A 13,748-nucleotide genomic window follows, 5' to 3' on the forward strand; every position below is an offset into this window, starting at 1 on the left:
GCCCGCTCGGGCGGATCGGCCGCAGGTCCCGAAGCCGGGTCCGTCTCAGGTTGTAGGGGTGGTGCCCGCCCCACCTCCTGAAGGTGGACGAGGCGGCGGCGACTACTACGGGATGACCCCTGGGTGCTCATCCCTCCGTGGCTCGGCCCCGGCTCCGTCCGCGGCTCAGTCCGTGGCTCCGTCCGCGGTCAGGACCAGGCCCGACGTCGGCACCCCGGTCCCCGCCGTCACCAGGGTCCGGGCGGCCCCCGGCACCTGGTTCACGGACGTGCCGCGCAGCTGCCGCACGGCCTCGGCCACACCGTTCATCCCGTGCAGGTAGGCCTCGCCGAGCTGGCCGCCGTGGGTGTTCAGCGGCAGCCGGTCCTCCGCCACGAAGGCCGGGGCCTCGCCCGGGGCGCAGAAGCCGAACTCCTCCAGCTGCATCAGGACGAACGGCGTGAAGTGGTCGTACAGGATCCCCACGTCGATGTCGGCGGGCGCCAGACCGGAACCGCGCCACAGCTGGCGCGCGACCACGGACATCTCCGGCAGGCCCGTCAGGTCGTCGCGGTAGAAGCTGGTCATCTGCTCCTGGGCCCGGCCGGCGCCCTGGGCGGCCGCGGTGACCACGGCGGGCGTCTGCGGCAGGTCCCGGGCCCGTTCCACCGAGGTGACGACCAGCGCCTGGCCGCCGTCCGTCTCCTGGCAGCAGTCCAGCAGCCTGAGCGGCTCGGCGATCCAGCGCGAGCCCGCGTGGTCGGCGCGGGTGATCGGACGGTCGTGGAAGTACGCCGCCGGGTTCACCGCCGCGTGCCGGCGGGCCGTGACGGCGACCGGCCCGAACGCGTCCTCCGGGGTCAGCCCGTACGTGTACAGATAGCGCTGCGCCGCCATCGCCACCCAGGAGGCGGGGGTGAGCAGCCCGAACGGCAGCGTCCAGCCGAGCGCCGTCCCCTCCGCCGACGGTTCGCGGTGTCGCACGCCCGAACCGAAGCGACGCCCCGACCGCTCGTTGAAGGCGCGGTAGCAGACCACGACCTCGGCCACCCCGGCCGCTACGGCGAGCGCCGCCTGCTGCACGGTCGCGCAGGCCGCCCCGCCGCCGTAGTGGACCCGGGAGAAGAAGGACAGCTCGCCCATGCCACAGGCCTGCGCCACGGTGATCTCCGGGCTGGTGTCCATCGTGAACGTCACCAGCCCGTCCACGTCGGCGGGCGTGAGTCCCGCGTCGGCCAGGGCCGCCCGCACCGACTCCACCGCCAGCCGCAGTTCACTGCGTCCCGAGTCCTTGGAGAACTCCGTGGCCCCGATGCCGACGATCGCCGCCCGGCCGCCGAGGGAGTCCCGCGTCCGCACGCTCACCCCGCACCTCCCGACGGGACGGTGAGCGTCACCGTGCCGGTGACATGTCTGCCGATCCCGTTGTCCCCGGTGACCCGCACCACGGCGGTGGCTCCGTCGAACTCCTCGACCGTGCCTCTCAACACCATGGTGTCCCCAGGGTAGTTGGGCGCCCCGAGCCGGATGGCGACCTTGCGGAGCAGGGCCGTCGGGCCGAAGTGGTCGGTGAGGTAGCGGCCGACCAGGCCGTTGGTGGTCAGGATGTTCATGAAGATGTCGGGGGACCCCTTGCGCCGGGCCAGTTCGGGGTCGTGGTGGACGTCCTGGTAGTCACGCGAGGCGAGGGCGCCGGCGACGATCAGGGTGCGGGTGATCCCGATCTCCAGCGGCGGCAGCTGGTCACCGGCCTTCACGCGGCCACCTCCCCCGTGCGGGGCCGGAACACGGGGAGCACCAGTTCGCCGTCCTCATCGTCGTAGGACCGGAATTCCAGCTCCACGGGCATGCCGATCCGCACCTTGTCGTAGGGCACGTCGACCACGTTGCTGATGATGCGGACGCCCTCGGCGAGCTCGATCAGCCCGATCGCGTAGGGCGGGGAGAAGGCCGGGAACGGCGGGTGGTGCATCACGACGTACGAGAAGACCGTGCCCTCGCCGCCGGTCTCGACGGTGTCCCACTCCGCCGAGCCGCAGGCGTTGCAGCCCGGGAGCCAGGGGAAGCGGAGCGTGTCGCAGGCGGTGCAGCGCTGGACGAGGAGGCGGTGGCGCCGGACGCCCTCCCAGAAACCGGCGTTGTCCCGGTTGACGACGGGACGCGGCCGCCGCGGCGCTTCCTGCCGACCCTGCGCCTTCTGTTCCCGTCCGGTCGTCGCGTGCTCGCCCGGTACGTACTTGTTCGATGCGCCCCCGCTCGATGCCTGCCCGCTCGATGCGTGCGCGCTCGGTGCGTGCGCGCTCGGTGCGTACTTGAGGATGCGGAAGCGATGGGTGCCGACCGGTTCCTCGCCCACGCGCACGTCCGTCCGGGTCGTGACGAAGTACCCGGTGCCCAGCTTGGTGGTCTTCCGCTGCGAGACCGACTCGATCACCGTGTCGAAGGCGACCTCGTCCCCCGGCCGCAGCGGGCGCAGGTACTCCTGCTCGCAGTCGGTGGCGACGACCGAGGTGCAGCCCGCCCCGTCGAGGAGGGAGAGCAGCTCCTCGTAGGCCTGCGCACGCCCCTCGTGGCCGCTCAGGCCGCCCATGATCCACGCCTGGAGCATGGTCGGCGGAGCGATCGCGCCGGGGCCGGTGTACGCGGGGTTCCGGTCGCCCGTCGCCTCGCACCAGTGCCGGATCATGGGCGCGTTGACAGGGTCCCGGCCGGTGCCCGCGACCGCCGCGGGGCGGCCCTCGTAGGCCTTGAGCCGCGCGTGGAGCTCGTCGTCCACGGCCGTACTCCTTCCGCGGGAAACGCTTGCCGAGGCTTACCGGGAACAGTTTCTGACTGTCCGTCAGATACGAGCCTCTGTCAAGGTCACTTCCCCGTACGAAAACGCCTGCGCGGCGGTACCGAAGTACCGCCGCGCAGACGCGTTGCCACCCCCACAGCCCCCACCCGGCGCGAAGCTCCCCCCGGTGCCGGCACCGGCCCCCGACCCCCGACCCCCGACCCCCGACCCCCGATCCCCGGACCCGGACCGGACCCGCGATCCCCGGACCCCGGTCCCCTCAGATCACCACCACAGTGGGGTGAAGGCGACCGCGACGTTGCTGTTGCCCTGGTTGACCGCGGTGAACGCGGACCCGTTGACCTGCGCGGTGTTGCTCTGGCTCGAGGCACCCGAGCCGACGGCGTTCTGCTGTGTGGTGGCCGAGTTGCCGCTGTTGTCGCGCCCGACACCACTGCCGGAGATGCTCGCGACACCCGCGTTCGATCCGTCGTCCGCGAAGCCGCCGTTGTCCGCCACCGCGACGCCGGTGAAGAGGGCGGCCGCCAGCGGGAGGGCGGAGACGGCGGCGATGACGCGGGCGGTACGGATGCTTGCCATGTGGTTCCTCCAGAACGGAAGTACGTGAGTACCCGAAGTGCGTGAAGCACGGCTTTCACCTGGGCGGTTGGCCGACCGCCCGGGCGTTTGTGACGACGTCGCGAGACCAGGGTTGCCCACCGAATCCCCGGCGAACCACCCCGGAAGCCGTGATTCGCACTCAAGCGTGATGACAAGTCGATAAACCCCTAGCACCACTTTTCCTGTACGTGCCGCCATAACCCCCGGCAAGTCGGACACCTCCCTCCCGGGCGCCACAAGAGGCGAAGCGTTCCGGCATCTTTCCGTCCCGGTCGACCGCTCTCGGGCGCGTCACGGCCCACCCCCTTCCTTTTATCGAACATACGTACGACACTGATTCCATGGCCACCACCGACCGGTACCCCCGGCAGGCCACCACGCTGGCCCTCGCCCACGCCCTGTCGGCCGCCGAACGCGGCCTGGCCGTCATCCCCCTGTCCCGGACGAAACTCCCCGCCCTGCGCTCCCCCCACCGCGACGCCCCCGAGCCGACGGGACCGCCCTGCCACGGCGAGTGCGGCCGCCTCGGCCACGGCGTGTACGACGCCTCGACCGACCCGGCCCGCATCCGCGAACTGTTCGCCGCCGCGCCCTGGGCGACCGGCTACGGCATCGCCTGCGGCCTGTCCCCGCACCACCTCATCGGCGTCGACCTGGACACCAAGTCGGACACCGACTCCACGGCCGCCCTACGCGAACTGGCCCTGCGCCACCTGTTCACCGTCCCGCCCACGATCGTCGTCCTCACCCCGTCCGGCGGACGGCATCTGTGGCTCACCGGCCCGCCGGACGTCGTCGTCCCCAACTCGGCGGGCCGTCTCGCCCCCGGCATCGACATCCGGGGCGCCGGCGGCTACCTGGTCGGCCCCGGCTCCCGCACCGCCCACGGCGTCTACGCCACCGCACCCGGCACCGCCCACCTCACCCCCGCGCCCTGCCCGCGCTCCCTCCTGCGCCTGCTGCTGCCACCGCCGCGCTCCTCCCGCCCGGGCCCCGGCTCGACGGCGGGCGGCGCACACGGCCGGGGCCTGGTCCAGTTCGTCCTGGCCGCCCACGAGGGGCAACGCAACACACGGCTGTTCTGGGCGGCCTGCCGGGCCTACGAGGACGGCATCGGCCCGGAGTTGACCGAGGACCTCGTCGATGCCGCCGTACGAACCGGCCTGACGGCACGGGAGGCACGGGGGACGATCACGTCGGCGGCCCGCATGACCGCCCACCGCCCCGAACCGTGACAACTCCCCGGCGCTCCGCCGTCAGTGCGAGCGCTGTGCCGTGCGACGGCGCAATCCGAGGACGATGCCACCGCCGGCCAGGACCAGCGCGGCGCCGACACCGACTGCCACCGGCGTACGGCCGGACGCCCCGGTCTCGGCGAGGACGGTGCCACCACCGGCGGGCGACGGCGCGCCGCCACCCTGCGTCGACGTCGGCTGCGCGCCCGCCGAGGCGGAGGACGACGGGGACGACGCAGGCGAAGACGAGGTCGACGGTCGGTCGGACGGAGTGCCGGACGGAGTGCCGGACGCCGAGGGACCGACGGACGCGCAGGTCTCGTCCTGGACGACGACCAGGGGCTGGATGTCCTCGTCGACCTGATCGCCCGCCTTGACGTGCACCCGGAACGTCACGCCGGCGTGCCACACCTGGGGATCGAGATCGACGGTGACGCCCTGCGCCGTCGGGTGCTCGATCTTCTGGGTGTCGACGAGCCGTTCGTTGTTGATCGGCTGGTTCAGCTGGAGGTACAGGAAGACGGTGGCCGGCGTGCCGGAGCCGTCCTTGTCGGTGACTTGGACGACGCCGTTGCCGTCGGCGTCACAGACTGCGGCTGCGGAGAAGTCGCCGATGCTGCACGCGAGCGCCGTATGGGCGGCACCGACGGCGAGTGCGGCCGAAGCCGCGAGGGTGCCCATGACGCGGGCCGCCCGGGCGGCGCGAGGTGAACGAGACACGCTTGTCCTTCACGGTCGATCAGGATGCGACGGGACGGCTCCTCGGGGCCCCGTCCGGTCGAACCACCGGACGAGCCCCGGAGCCGGAAACCCCCCAGGGCCCACAAGCCCTTGGAGTTCACTGTCAAAGACACATCGCCGCAGCCCAAGGCGGGATGAAGGAACAGCAATGATCGACCGTGAGCCCGGCCAAGAAACGGTCATGCCCGCGAGCCCGAGACACTCGTCGTCTGCTCGCGGATCGGGACCTGCGCATCTGCCGGAACACGACCGCCACCACCAGGAGTAGCCTTCCCGTCCGTTCGAAGGTCCTGGAGGCTACCTGTGCACACCACCGTCTTCCTGCTGCGGAGCACGCTGGGCCTCGGTGGCGGCCTGGTGGGCGTCTGGGAGCTGACCCGCCAGGCCTCGGGACCGGGTTGGCGAAAGCCGCGGCTCCTCTCCGCGATCGCGGCCCTGACGCTCGCCGGACTGCTCGCCGTCTAGAGCCGGGAATCAGCGGGGCCCGACCGACACGGGGTCCGGCCGACGCCGCACGACGCCGGGCCCGGCGAACGCCGCCGGACGACGCCCACGAGAACGGCCCCCGACCGATTCACCTGGTCAGGGGCCGTTCGCCTGCGGTGGGTGTGGGATTTGAACCCACGGTGACATCGCTGCCACGACGGTTTTCAAGACCGTTCCCTTAGGCCGCTCGGGCAACCCACCCGCGCCCCTGCCCACCTGGGGCGGAGCGGGTACAGACTACCGGGCGCGGGCTCGAAGCGGGGAGCATGGTCCACACGGGGTCCACTGGTCCTGTTACAGCGGCAAGTGCGCTCCGCGCCCGGTCTCTCCACCCACGGCGGGTCCGGGTCGCCCGCCTGGATCTGTTCGAACCGGCGGTGAGCTCGGCGACCGCCCGGGGAGCGGAGCTCTGGATGCGTCAGCTGTGTGCGCCCCACCAGACCCAGCGGGCAGGGTCGATGCCGCCTTCGCCGATGTAGTTGGTGGTGTAGACGGCGGCGCCGTTGCCCGAGGTACGGAGGAACACCCCGGTTCCGGAGATGAAGTCGCATTCGAGGTAGTCGTCATCGCCGCTCCACCACTGCCCGGGGGCGTTCCCGCAGCCGCTCATCCAGACAGCGTTGGTCGCGGTCTTGCTGTCCGTGGTGAGACACATGCCGTTGGCCTTGCTCACCAACCGGCGGAACACCGTGCCGTCGTAGTTGCGGGTGTAGGAATCCGAACCCCAGTACCAGTTCCGGGTGGAGAGCCCGTCGTTGCAGGTGTCCGACCAGACCTTGTCGCTCACGGTCGACGAGACCAGGCACTGGCCCTCGTAGTCGTTGCTGTACGACCAGTACGTCGTGGCCGACGCCGTGGACATCGAGCCTGCCACGGTGAGCACGAGGGCAGCGAGTCCCATGGGCACGGTCAGCCTCAGAGCCTTCAGAGATTCCATGATCGCGAGGATCGGGGGCAGAGGAGGTGTCCGCGTAAATCATGCGTGAACATGCCATGTCACTTCAGTCATGTTCACGCCACAGTTGGCGGCCGTGATCCACCCACCCGATCACGCCCGGAAGGCGGACGACGTCCGCGGAGGCGAGCCAGAGCCGCCGATGCCCCGATGCGTGGCGCGAAGCGGCAACCCCGCTCCTGGGAAACCGAGTTGTCCATGTCACGGGACAGTGACGACGTCGTTCTGGATCGAGGACCGAGGCATCCTTTCGGCTCCCGGTCCCCTCATAGTGATCAACAGCGCTGAGAAACCGACCGCCCCTCAGCACCAACCAGCCGACTGATCAGAGGAATTGACCCATGACTCGCAACCGTCGCAAGGCCTTCCTCGTCTCCGCCGCGCTCCTGGGCGGCACCTTGCTGATGTCGGCGTGCAACCAGGGCGACGACGCAGCCGACAGCTCCTCCGGGAAGGCCGACACGACCGCGGCGGCGAACAAGTCCGGCGCCAAGGGCGTCAGCGGCACCTTCGCGGGCGGGACGGTGACGTACCTCGCGTCGGGCAAGTACATCGTCAGCGTGTCCGGCAAGTCCGACCAGCAGTTCTGGATCGCGGACGACACCGAGATCCTCGGCGCGGGCACCATCTGCGGCGACGCCTCCTCGAAGGTGGACGCCCCGTGCGAGGAGGCGGACCTGGAGACCGCCACCAAGGGCGGAGCCTCCGTCAACGCCGATGTGGTGATGAAGGACGGCGCCGCGACGCAGATCACCGAGCGCCGCGTCTCCGCCTCGTCCTCCGGCGGCAGCACGTCCGGCGGCGGCAGCACGACCGCTCCCGGGAGCACCTCCGGCGGCGCCACGACCGCCCCCGGAAGCACGTCCGGCGGCAGCGACAGCGTCGTGGACGGTCTCAACAAGGGCAAGGGCGTCAACGGCACCTGGTACGGCATCGTGCGGTACATGGCGCCCGGCAAGTACCAGGTAGACGGGCCCGCGGCCCAGGGCTCCGGCGGTGAGCAGCAGGCCTTCTACCTCGCCGAGGACACCGTGATCCTGGGCGGGGGCCAGATCTGCGGCACCGCCGGCTCGAAGGTGGACGCCCCGTGCGACGAGGCCGACCTGGAGAAGGCCGCCAAGAAGGGCGTGGAGGCCGAGGTCGTGATCGAGAACGGCATCGCCACCAAGATCACCGACGGTGCGATCCTCTGATCCCGTAGCTCGCGACGAACAGAGGCGGTCTGCCGGAAGCAACGCTTCCGGCAGACCGCCTCATTCGGTGACCGTTCCCGCAGGCCGCTCGGCAGCCCGCCCCGCGCCGTTCTTGACCGGCGGCGCGGGGACCGGAGCGACGGGTGGGCACGCGCGCGTGGGCGTCAGCTGTCGCCCTTGCGGGAGCCGAGGGTGAGGTCGACGGTGTGGGACTTGCCGTCGCGCTCGTAGGTGATCGTGACCTTGTCGCCGGGCTGGTGGGTCCAGATCTCGCCGATGAGGGTCGGGCCGCTGTCGATCACCATGTCGTCGAGCTTGACGATGACGTCGCCGGGCTTGAGGCCGGCCTGGTCCGCCGGGCCGCCCGTCTCGACAGCGGAGGCGCCGCCCGCGGCCGTGTCGGTGATCTTCGCGCCCTCCGTGGAGTCCGCCAGGGAGACGGACGCGCCGATCTTGGCGTACACCGGCTCACCGGTCTTGATCAGCTGCTGGGCGACGTACCTGGCCTGGTTGATCGGGATGGCGAAGCCGAGGCCGATCGAGCCGGACTGGGTGGTGCCGCCCAGGCCGCCGCTGCCGGTGGACTGGATCGCGGAGTTGATGCCGATGACGTTGCCCGAGGCGTCCAGCAGCGGGCCGCCGGAGTTGCCCGGGTTGATCGAGGCGTCCGTCTGGAGGGCGCTCATGTAGGAGGCGGCGCTGCTGGTGCCGTCGCTGGAGGCCACCGGGCGGTTCTTCGCGCTGATGATGCCCGTCGTGACCGTGTTGGACAGGCCGAAGGGGGCGCCGATCGCGATCGTCGAGTCGCCGACCGCCACCTTGTCGGAGTCGCCGAGGGTCAGCGGCTTCAGGTCCGAGGGGGCGTTCTTGAGCTTGATGACGGCGACGTCGTAGCCCTGGGCGTGCCCGACGACCTCGGCGTCGTACTTCTTGCCGTCCGGGAAGGTGGCCGTCACCTTGCCGCCGTCGACCGCGTCCGCGACGACGTGGTTGTTGGTGACGATGTGACCCTGGGTGTCGAAGACGAAGCCGGTGCCGGTGCCGCCCTCGCCGCTGCTGGACTCGGCCTCGATCGTGACCGTGCTGGGCAGCGCCTTGGCGGCGACCCCGGCGACCGTGCCCGGGTCGCGCTTGACGTCGCCGCCGTTGGTGGAGGCGGAGACGGTCGTCGAGCCGGTGTCGTCGTCGTTCTTGGCCAGCGTGTAGCCGAGTCCGCCGCCCAGGCCGCCCGCGACCAGCGCGGCGACCAGGATCGCGGCGACGAGCCCGCCGCGGCCACGGCCCGACTTGGGCGCGGGCTGCTGGTAGGCGGCACCCCAGACGGTCCCACCGGGGCCAGCGGGGCCGCCGGGGCCGCCGGGGCCGCCGGCAGCGACGTCGGCGGAGCCGGGGGTGCCGTACGCGTGCGTGACGGCGCCGGCGTCGGCGTAGACGGGCGTCGCCGGAGCCGGGTTCGGCCAGTCGTCGGCGGCGGCCGGGGCTCCCTGCGGGGCCGGGGCGGCCTGCGGAGCGGCCGGCGGCGGCCAGTCCCCGTCCACCGGGGCCGGGGCTGCCTGCGGGGCGTTGGGCGGCGGCCAGTGGCCCTCGGGCGCGCCCGCGGAGGCGTGACCGGCTTCCGGTGCCTGCGCGGGCGCCGCCGGGAGCGGAGTCGTGGGCGCGCCGGCGTCGGGCGCGGGCGCCTGCGGGGAGGCCGAGGGAGATTCCACCGGCACGGGGGGTGCGGACGGGGCCGGGGGTACCTGGGTGCCCTCGCTCTTGCCCTCGTTCTCGGTGCTCACAGCTCTTCTCCTCGATCCACGGCTGTTGTCGTCGGTCGCACTGGGTCACGCTCGTCGGCGCTTGTCGCGCTTTCACGCGCTTTGTCGTCGACCCCGCGCGCTGAAGCTGTGCATGTGCTTTTGTACGTCTCAGCTTTTCCCACGGGCCGTCAGAGCACCATAAGCGGTGGCTGTGGGTCCTTGGCCATTCCTTATATGGGTCATTACGTACAATAAGTGCGCATCATCGAAACATCTCAGAGGGTTCTCAGACGACCGGGCGCCGATGGCACCATGACGCGGTGACCCACGCACGGCAGCACCACATTCAAGTCGTCGCCCACCGCGGGGCTTCCGAGGAGGCCCCCGAGCACACCCTGGCCGCGTACAAGAAGGCGATCGAGGACGGTGCGGACGCCCTCGAGTGCGATGTACGGCTGACCGCGGACGGCCATCTCGTCTGCGTGCACGACCGTCGCGTCAACCGTACGTCGAACGGCCGCGGGGCGGTCTCCGCCCTGGAGCTCGCCGACCTCGCGGCGCTGGACTTCGGCTCCTGGAAGACACGGGAGGCCCGCGAGGCCTGGCACGCGCGCGAGGAGGACCCCGACTGGGAGGTCCGGCCCGAGGACCGTGAGGAGACCTCCGTCCTCACCCTGGAGCGACTTCTGGAGCTCGTATCCGACGCGGGGCGCCGGGTGGAGCTGGCCATCGAGACCAAGCATCCGACGCGCTGGGCCGGACAGGTGGAGGAGCGGCTGCTGGTGCTGCTGAAGCGGTTCGGCCTGGACGCACCGGCCTCGGCGGCCGAGTCCCCGGTGCGGATCATGAGCTTCTCGGCCCGCTCGCTGCATCGCGTGCGTGCCGCCGCGCCCGCGGTGCCGACGGTCTACCTGATGCAGTTCGTCTCGCCCCGGCTCCGCGACGGGCGACTGCCCGCGGGGGTCGGGATCGCCGGCCCCTCGATCCGGATCGTGCGCAACCATCCGGCGTACATCGAGCGCCTGAAGGCGGCAGGCCACCAGGTGCACGTGTGGACCGTGAACGAGACGGAGGACGTCGACCTCTGCGTCGAGCTGGGCATCGACGCCATCATCACCAACCGCCCGGGCGAGGTGCTGCGACGGCTGGGCCGCTGAGCCGCCGAGCCACACCTGACGGAAGTAACAGAAATCCCAGAAGTCACAGAAGCCCCGTCCACACCTCTTGACCCCACAGCGCCGTTACAGCATCCTCCGTTCTCAGCCATACCGTCCAAATTTAGCCACTCACTGACAGGCCCCTCACAGGGAGTGCTCCGGCGCGTTCGGTCCGTGTTCGATCAGGACGAATGCGTCGCCGGGGCCGCATTGGCCGGTTTCCGGTACAGGCCAATGGGGCATCCACACCGTGGCGTGGGGCGAAGGAGGTCTCGGGGGTGGCGTTGGTGGTGGCACAGGAGGTGCCCGCGTCGTCGAGCATGGCCGTACCCCATGGCCCTGCGGGCGTGGGTAATGCGAGACACCGCATGCGCGATCAGTTGCGCACGGGCGGGGTGTCGGAATCGGTCATCGACGACGCCGTACTGATCCTTTCCGAACTTTTGAGCAATGCGTGCAAGCACGGCAGGCCACTGGGCGACGCCCTGGCCGGGGACGGCGACGTCCGGGCCGCGTGGCGTGTCGATCAGGGTGGCCGGCTGGTGGTCGAGGTGACCGACGGCGGCGGACCGACCCGTCCGGCCCCGGCAACCCCCTCCGTCACCGCACACGGCGGCCGCGGGCTCAACATCATCACGGCGCTGGCCGACGACTGGGGCGTCCGGGACGACGCCCGCGGCGAGGTCACGGTGTGGGTCGTGGTCCACGCGGACGTCTACGACCCCGACGCGGGCTGCCGACGCGACGACTTCGTGTCCCGGGTCGCGGCCCCGTCGGTGGCGTCGATGCCCGGCCTGGACTTCGCGGACGCGTTCGACGACCTGGACTAGACCGGAGACGGTCGGAACAGTCGTCAGAACAGCCGGAGACAGCCGGAGACAGCCGGAGACGGTCGGAGTGAGTCGCTGGCGGGGCCGGGGAGATCCGTGGGGCCGAGCGCGGTGATCGTCCGTCGACAGCCCCCGCGTCGTCCACAGGTTCCCGTGACGGAGCGTACGAACGGCTAGGCTCCCGCCGTACCAGACGAGCCGTACCCGGGAGACACCCAGATGGCCAAGAAGCGACCCCAGACGAAGGCCAAGCGGCCGCAGCCCACCGACGCGGACATCCCGGTCGTCGGCGCGCGGGAGCCCTGCCCGTGCGGCAGCGGCCGCCGCTACAAGGCCTGTCACGGCCGGGCCGCCGCACATGCCGTGACCGAGCTGGTCCAGCGCCCCTTCGAGGGCCTGCCGGGCGAGGGCGACTGGGTGGCGCTGCGTGAGTTGGTGCCGGCCGCCACGGTCGAGCTGCCGCTCAAGGGCGGTCTGCCCGAGGGCGTCCCGTCCGTCACGCTCGCCACGGTGCTGCCGATGGCCTGGCCCGCGCTGCGCCGCGACGACGGCTCGGTGCTGCTCGGCCTGCAGAACGACACCCCGTCGGGCGACATCAGCCGCGACCTGGCCGACACCCTGCTGCGCGCCCTGGAGGCCGACCCCGGCACTCCGGTGCAGGCGCGCCGCGCGCCGGCCGACGGTCCGCGGATGCAGGATCTGCTCGACGCCGAAGGCGTGTTCGAGCCAGTTGTGCACAGCGGCTTCGAGTTCTGGGTCCCGGACCCGGAGAACGCCGCGCCGGAGGTGGCCGCCTCCCTGGAGCGCGCCAACGCCGCGGCGATCCCGACCGTGAAGCTGACCGGTGTGGACGCCGCGTACTGGTGCGAGACGCCGGAGAAGAACCACCTGCGCTGGGTCATGCCGCATCCGGAGGAGCGGCTTTTGGACGCCCTCGCGCGGCTGCACGCGGCGGGCCGTTCGAGCCTCGGCGAGGGCACGCGCCTGGTCGGCTCCTTCCGGGCGCACGGTCTGACGGTGCCGGTCTGGGACCTGCCGAGCGCGGTCACGGCGGACGACGTGGAGAAGCCGGCGGCCGAGTTCGCCGAGCGGCTCGCCACCGCCCTGGCCTCGGACGCGCCGCTCACGGCCGACGAGCGCCGCGCGCGGGGCGGCCTGACCAACCGACAGGTGACGCTCAGCTGACGCACAGACACCGACCCCGGCCGAACTGACCGACCGGTCAGCACCCCTTGCGCCGGCGGGTGGCGTGACTCCCCTCACAACTCCCGCCCGCTCAGGGTGAGTCGGCGCGAGAAGCGCCGTTTCGCCGGTGTCCGGAATACCGATGAAAACAAGAGATCGAATTTGCGTGGAGCAGATCTCTTGTTACCGTTCGAGTTGCCCGGTTGCTGATGCATCCCCCGTCGTCAGCAACCGGGTCTTTTCATGTCCGGCGCCGTTTACAGGGTTCGGTCGCACGTCAACTGCCCGCATCCGCCTGGGAGTTGCTCCCGGAGCGCAGCAGCAGCGGTCCGTCGCCGGTCGCTCGCGCGAACTCCGCGACCGCCGTGTACGCCGCGAGTTCGCCCCGGGTCCGCTCATGGGGTGTCTCGCAGGATTCCGGCTCGTCCTCGGCACCCACGGCGCAGCGCGTGCGCACAGTGCGGCCCTCGGGCCCCATGAGGCTCAGGAAGGCGTCCAGGGCGCGTCCGGTGGCGTTGCGGTAATAGATGCGCGCCCAGCTGTCCTCACCCTGGGACAGCACGCAGGTCTGCGCCTCCACGCCGTCGGGGGAGGTGAGTTCGGGGCCGCAGCGGGCGGCGGTGGCCAGCCCCAGGCCGAGCAGCAGCGGGGACCGGGAGGGTTCGACGGGCGGCGCTTTCGGATCCGTACCGTCCGTGGCACCGATATCGGCCACTTCGACCGCGCCGGCCGTCCGTCCTTCGTCGCCGACCGGCCCCGCGGACGCCATGGCCAGAGGCAGCGCGATCGCGCCTGCCACGGCGCCCACGAGGGCGAGGAGACGAAGGTTCATGTAGCGGAAGATAGAGGGC

General features: G+C 71.4%; 14 protein-coding genes and 1 tRNA gene. 6 read left to right on the forward strand and 9 right to left on the reverse strand.

What is annotated here, in order from left to right:
• Window positions 1-165: 165 nt before the first annotated feature.
• The 4 genes from OG736_RS21875 to OG736_RS21890 form a co-directional block, all read right to left on the reverse strand.
• On the reverse strand, window positions 166-1,344 hold the full coding sequence (locus tag OG736_RS21875) for a lipid-transfer protein (RefSeq protein WP_327183944.1): 1,179 nt from the start codon (window positions 1,342-1,344) through the stop codon (window positions 166-168).
• Window positions 1,341-1,736, reverse strand: a complete 396-nt coding sequence (locus tag OG736_RS21880; RefSeq protein WP_327183945.1) for a MaoC/PaaZ C-terminal domain-containing protein — start codon at window positions 1,734-1,736, stop codon at window positions 1,341-1,343. Before OG736_RS21880 ends, OG736_RS21875 begins: the two co-directional genes overlap by 4 nt.
• Window positions 1,733-2,755, reverse strand: a complete 1,023-nt coding sequence (locus OG736_RS21885) for a bifunctional MaoC family dehydratase N-terminal/OB-fold nucleic acid binding domain-containing protein (protein WP_327183946.1) — start codon at window positions 2,753-2,755, stop codon at window positions 1,733-1,735. Before OG736_RS21885 ends, OG736_RS21880 begins: the two co-directional genes overlap by 4 nt.
• Before the next feature lie 285 nt (window positions 2,756-3,040).
• The gene (locus OG736_RS21890) at window positions 3,041-3,355 is read right to left on the reverse strand and encodes a hypothetical protein (protein ID WP_327183947.1); all 315 of its coding nucleotides are present in this window, start codon (window positions 3,353-3,355) and stop codon (window positions 3,041-3,043) included.
• Window positions 3,356-3,717: 362 nt separating this feature from the next.
• Between OG736_RS21890 and OG736_RS21895 the strand changes: the two genes are divergently transcribed.
• Window positions 3,718-4,611 carry a bifunctional DNA primase/polymerase gene (locus tag OG736_RS21895; protein WP_327183948.1) on the forward strand — a complete coding sequence of 298 codons (894 nt, stop codon included), beginning with the start codon at window positions 3,718-3,720 and terminating at the stop codon, window positions 4,609-4,611.
• Between the two features lie 21 nt (window positions 4,612-4,632).
• On the opposite strand, the gene OG736_RS21900 is transcribed toward OG736_RS21895, so the two are convergent.
• A complete protein-coding gene (locus OG736_RS21900; protein WP_442817061.1) occupies window positions 4,633-5,331 on the reverse strand; it encodes an LAETG motif-containing sortase-dependent surface protein in 699 nt (232 codons plus the stop codon).
• A gap of 324 nt (window positions 5,332-5,655) precedes the next feature.
• Here OG736_RS21900 and OG736_RS21905 point away from each other — a divergent pair, with 324 nt between their 5' ends.
• Window positions 5,656-5,817 (forward strand): hypothetical protein, encoded by a 162-nt coding sequence (locus OG736_RS21905; protein WP_327183949.1) that lies wholly within the window; start codon window positions 5,656-5,658, stop codon window positions 5,815-5,817.
• A gap of 135 nt (window positions 5,818-5,952) precedes the next feature.
• Here the strand turns inward: OG736_RS21905 and OG736_RS21910 are convergent.
• Window positions 5,953-6,039: transfer RNA gene (locus tag OG736_RS21910), tRNA-Ser, on the reverse strand.
• A 217-nt stretch (window positions 6,040-6,256) separates the two neighbouring features.
• The gene (locus OG736_RS21915; protein ID WP_327183950.1) at window positions 6,257-6,775 is read right to left on the reverse strand and encodes a hypothetical protein; all 519 of its coding nucleotides are present in this window, start codon (window positions 6,773-6,775) and stop codon (window positions 6,257-6,259) included.
• Window positions 6,776-7,134: 359 nt separating this feature from the next.
• Between OG736_RS21915 and OG736_RS21920 the strand changes: the two genes are divergently transcribed.
• Entirely contained in the window at window positions 7,135-7,986 is an 852-nt protein-coding gene (locus OG736_RS21920) for a hypothetical protein (RefSeq protein ID WP_327183951.1), read from the forward strand.
• A gap of 164 nt (window positions 7,987-8,150) precedes the next feature.
• On the opposite strand, the gene OG736_RS21925 is transcribed toward OG736_RS21920, so the two are convergent.
• Window positions 8,151-9,764 (reverse strand): S1C family serine protease, encoded by a 1,614-nt coding sequence (locus tag OG736_RS21925; RefSeq protein ID WP_327183952.1) that lies wholly within the window; start codon window positions 9,762-9,764, stop codon window positions 8,151-8,153.
• A 281-nt stretch (window positions 9,765-10,045) separates the two neighbouring features.
• On the opposite strand from OG736_RS21925, the gene OG736_RS21930 reads away from it, so the two are divergent.
• The 3 genes from OG736_RS21930 (at window position 10,046) to OG736_RS21940 (ending at window position 12,897) form a co-directional block, all read left to right on the forward strand.
• The gene (locus tag OG736_RS21930; RefSeq protein ID WP_327183953.1) at window positions 10,046-10,882 is read left to right on the forward strand and encodes a glycerophosphodiester phosphodiesterase; all 837 of its coding nucleotides are present in this window, start codon (window positions 10,046-10,048) and stop codon (window positions 10,880-10,882) included.
• 191 nt (window positions 10,883-11,073) lie between these two features.
• Window positions 11,074-11,712, forward strand: coding sequence for an ATP-binding protein (locus OG736_RS21935; RefSeq protein WP_327183954.1), 639 nt, complete (start codon window positions 11,074-11,076; stop codon window positions 11,710-11,712).
• Window positions 11,713-11,931: 219 nt separating this feature from the next.
• Window positions 11,932-12,897 (forward strand): DUF5926 family protein, encoded by a 966-nt coding sequence (locus OG736_RS21940; RefSeq protein WP_327183955.1) that lies wholly within the window; start codon window positions 11,932-11,934, stop codon window positions 12,895-12,897.
• Window positions 12,898-13,174: 277 nt separating this feature from the next.
• Here the strand turns inward: OG736_RS21940 and OG736_RS21945 are convergent, their stop codons facing one another.
• On the reverse strand, window positions 13,175-13,729 hold the full coding sequence (locus tag OG736_RS21945; RefSeq protein WP_327183956.1) for a hypothetical protein: 555 nt from the start codon (window positions 13,727-13,729) through the stop codon (window positions 13,175-13,177).
• Window positions 13,730-13,748 lie beyond the last annotated feature (19 nt).

Origin of the sequence: Streptomyces sp. NBC_01334 (genome assembly GCF_035983595.1) — a bacterium.
GTDB lineage: Bacteria > Actinomycetota > Actinomycetes > Streptomycetales > Streptomycetaceae > Streptomyces > Streptomyces coriariae.

Excerpts from the sequence above, each read along its gene's own strand:
- OG736_RS21935 (WP_327183954.1), top strand. The coding sequence starts at position 11,074 with ATGCGTCGCCGGGGCCGCATTGGCCGGTTTCCGGTACAGGCCAATGGG.
- OG736_RS21890 (WP_327183947.1), bottom strand. The coding sequence starts at position 3,355 with ATGGCAAGCATCCGTACCGCCCGCGTCATCGCCGCCGTCTCCGCCCTC.
- OG736_RS21915 (WP_327183950.1), bottom strand. The coding sequence starts at position 6,775 with ATGGAATCTCTGAAGGCTCTGAGGCTGACCGTGCCCATGGGACTCGCT.
- OG736_RS21945 (WP_327183956.1), bottom strand. The coding sequence starts at position 13,729 with ATGAACCTTCGTCTCCTCGCCCTCGTGGGCGCCGTGGCAGGCGCGATC.
- OG736_RS21895 (WP_327183948.1), top strand. The coding sequence starts at position 3,718 with ATGGCCACCACCGACCGGTACCCCCGGCAGGCCACCACGCTGGCCCTC.
- OG736_RS21940 (WP_327183955.1), top strand. The coding sequence starts at position 11,932 with ATGGCCAAGAAGCGACCCCAGACGAAGGCCAAGCGGCCGCAGCCCACC.
- OG736_RS21920 (WP_327183951.1), top strand. The coding sequence starts at position 7,135 with ATGACTCGCAACCGTCGCAAGGCCTTCCTCGTCTCCGCCGCGCTCCTG.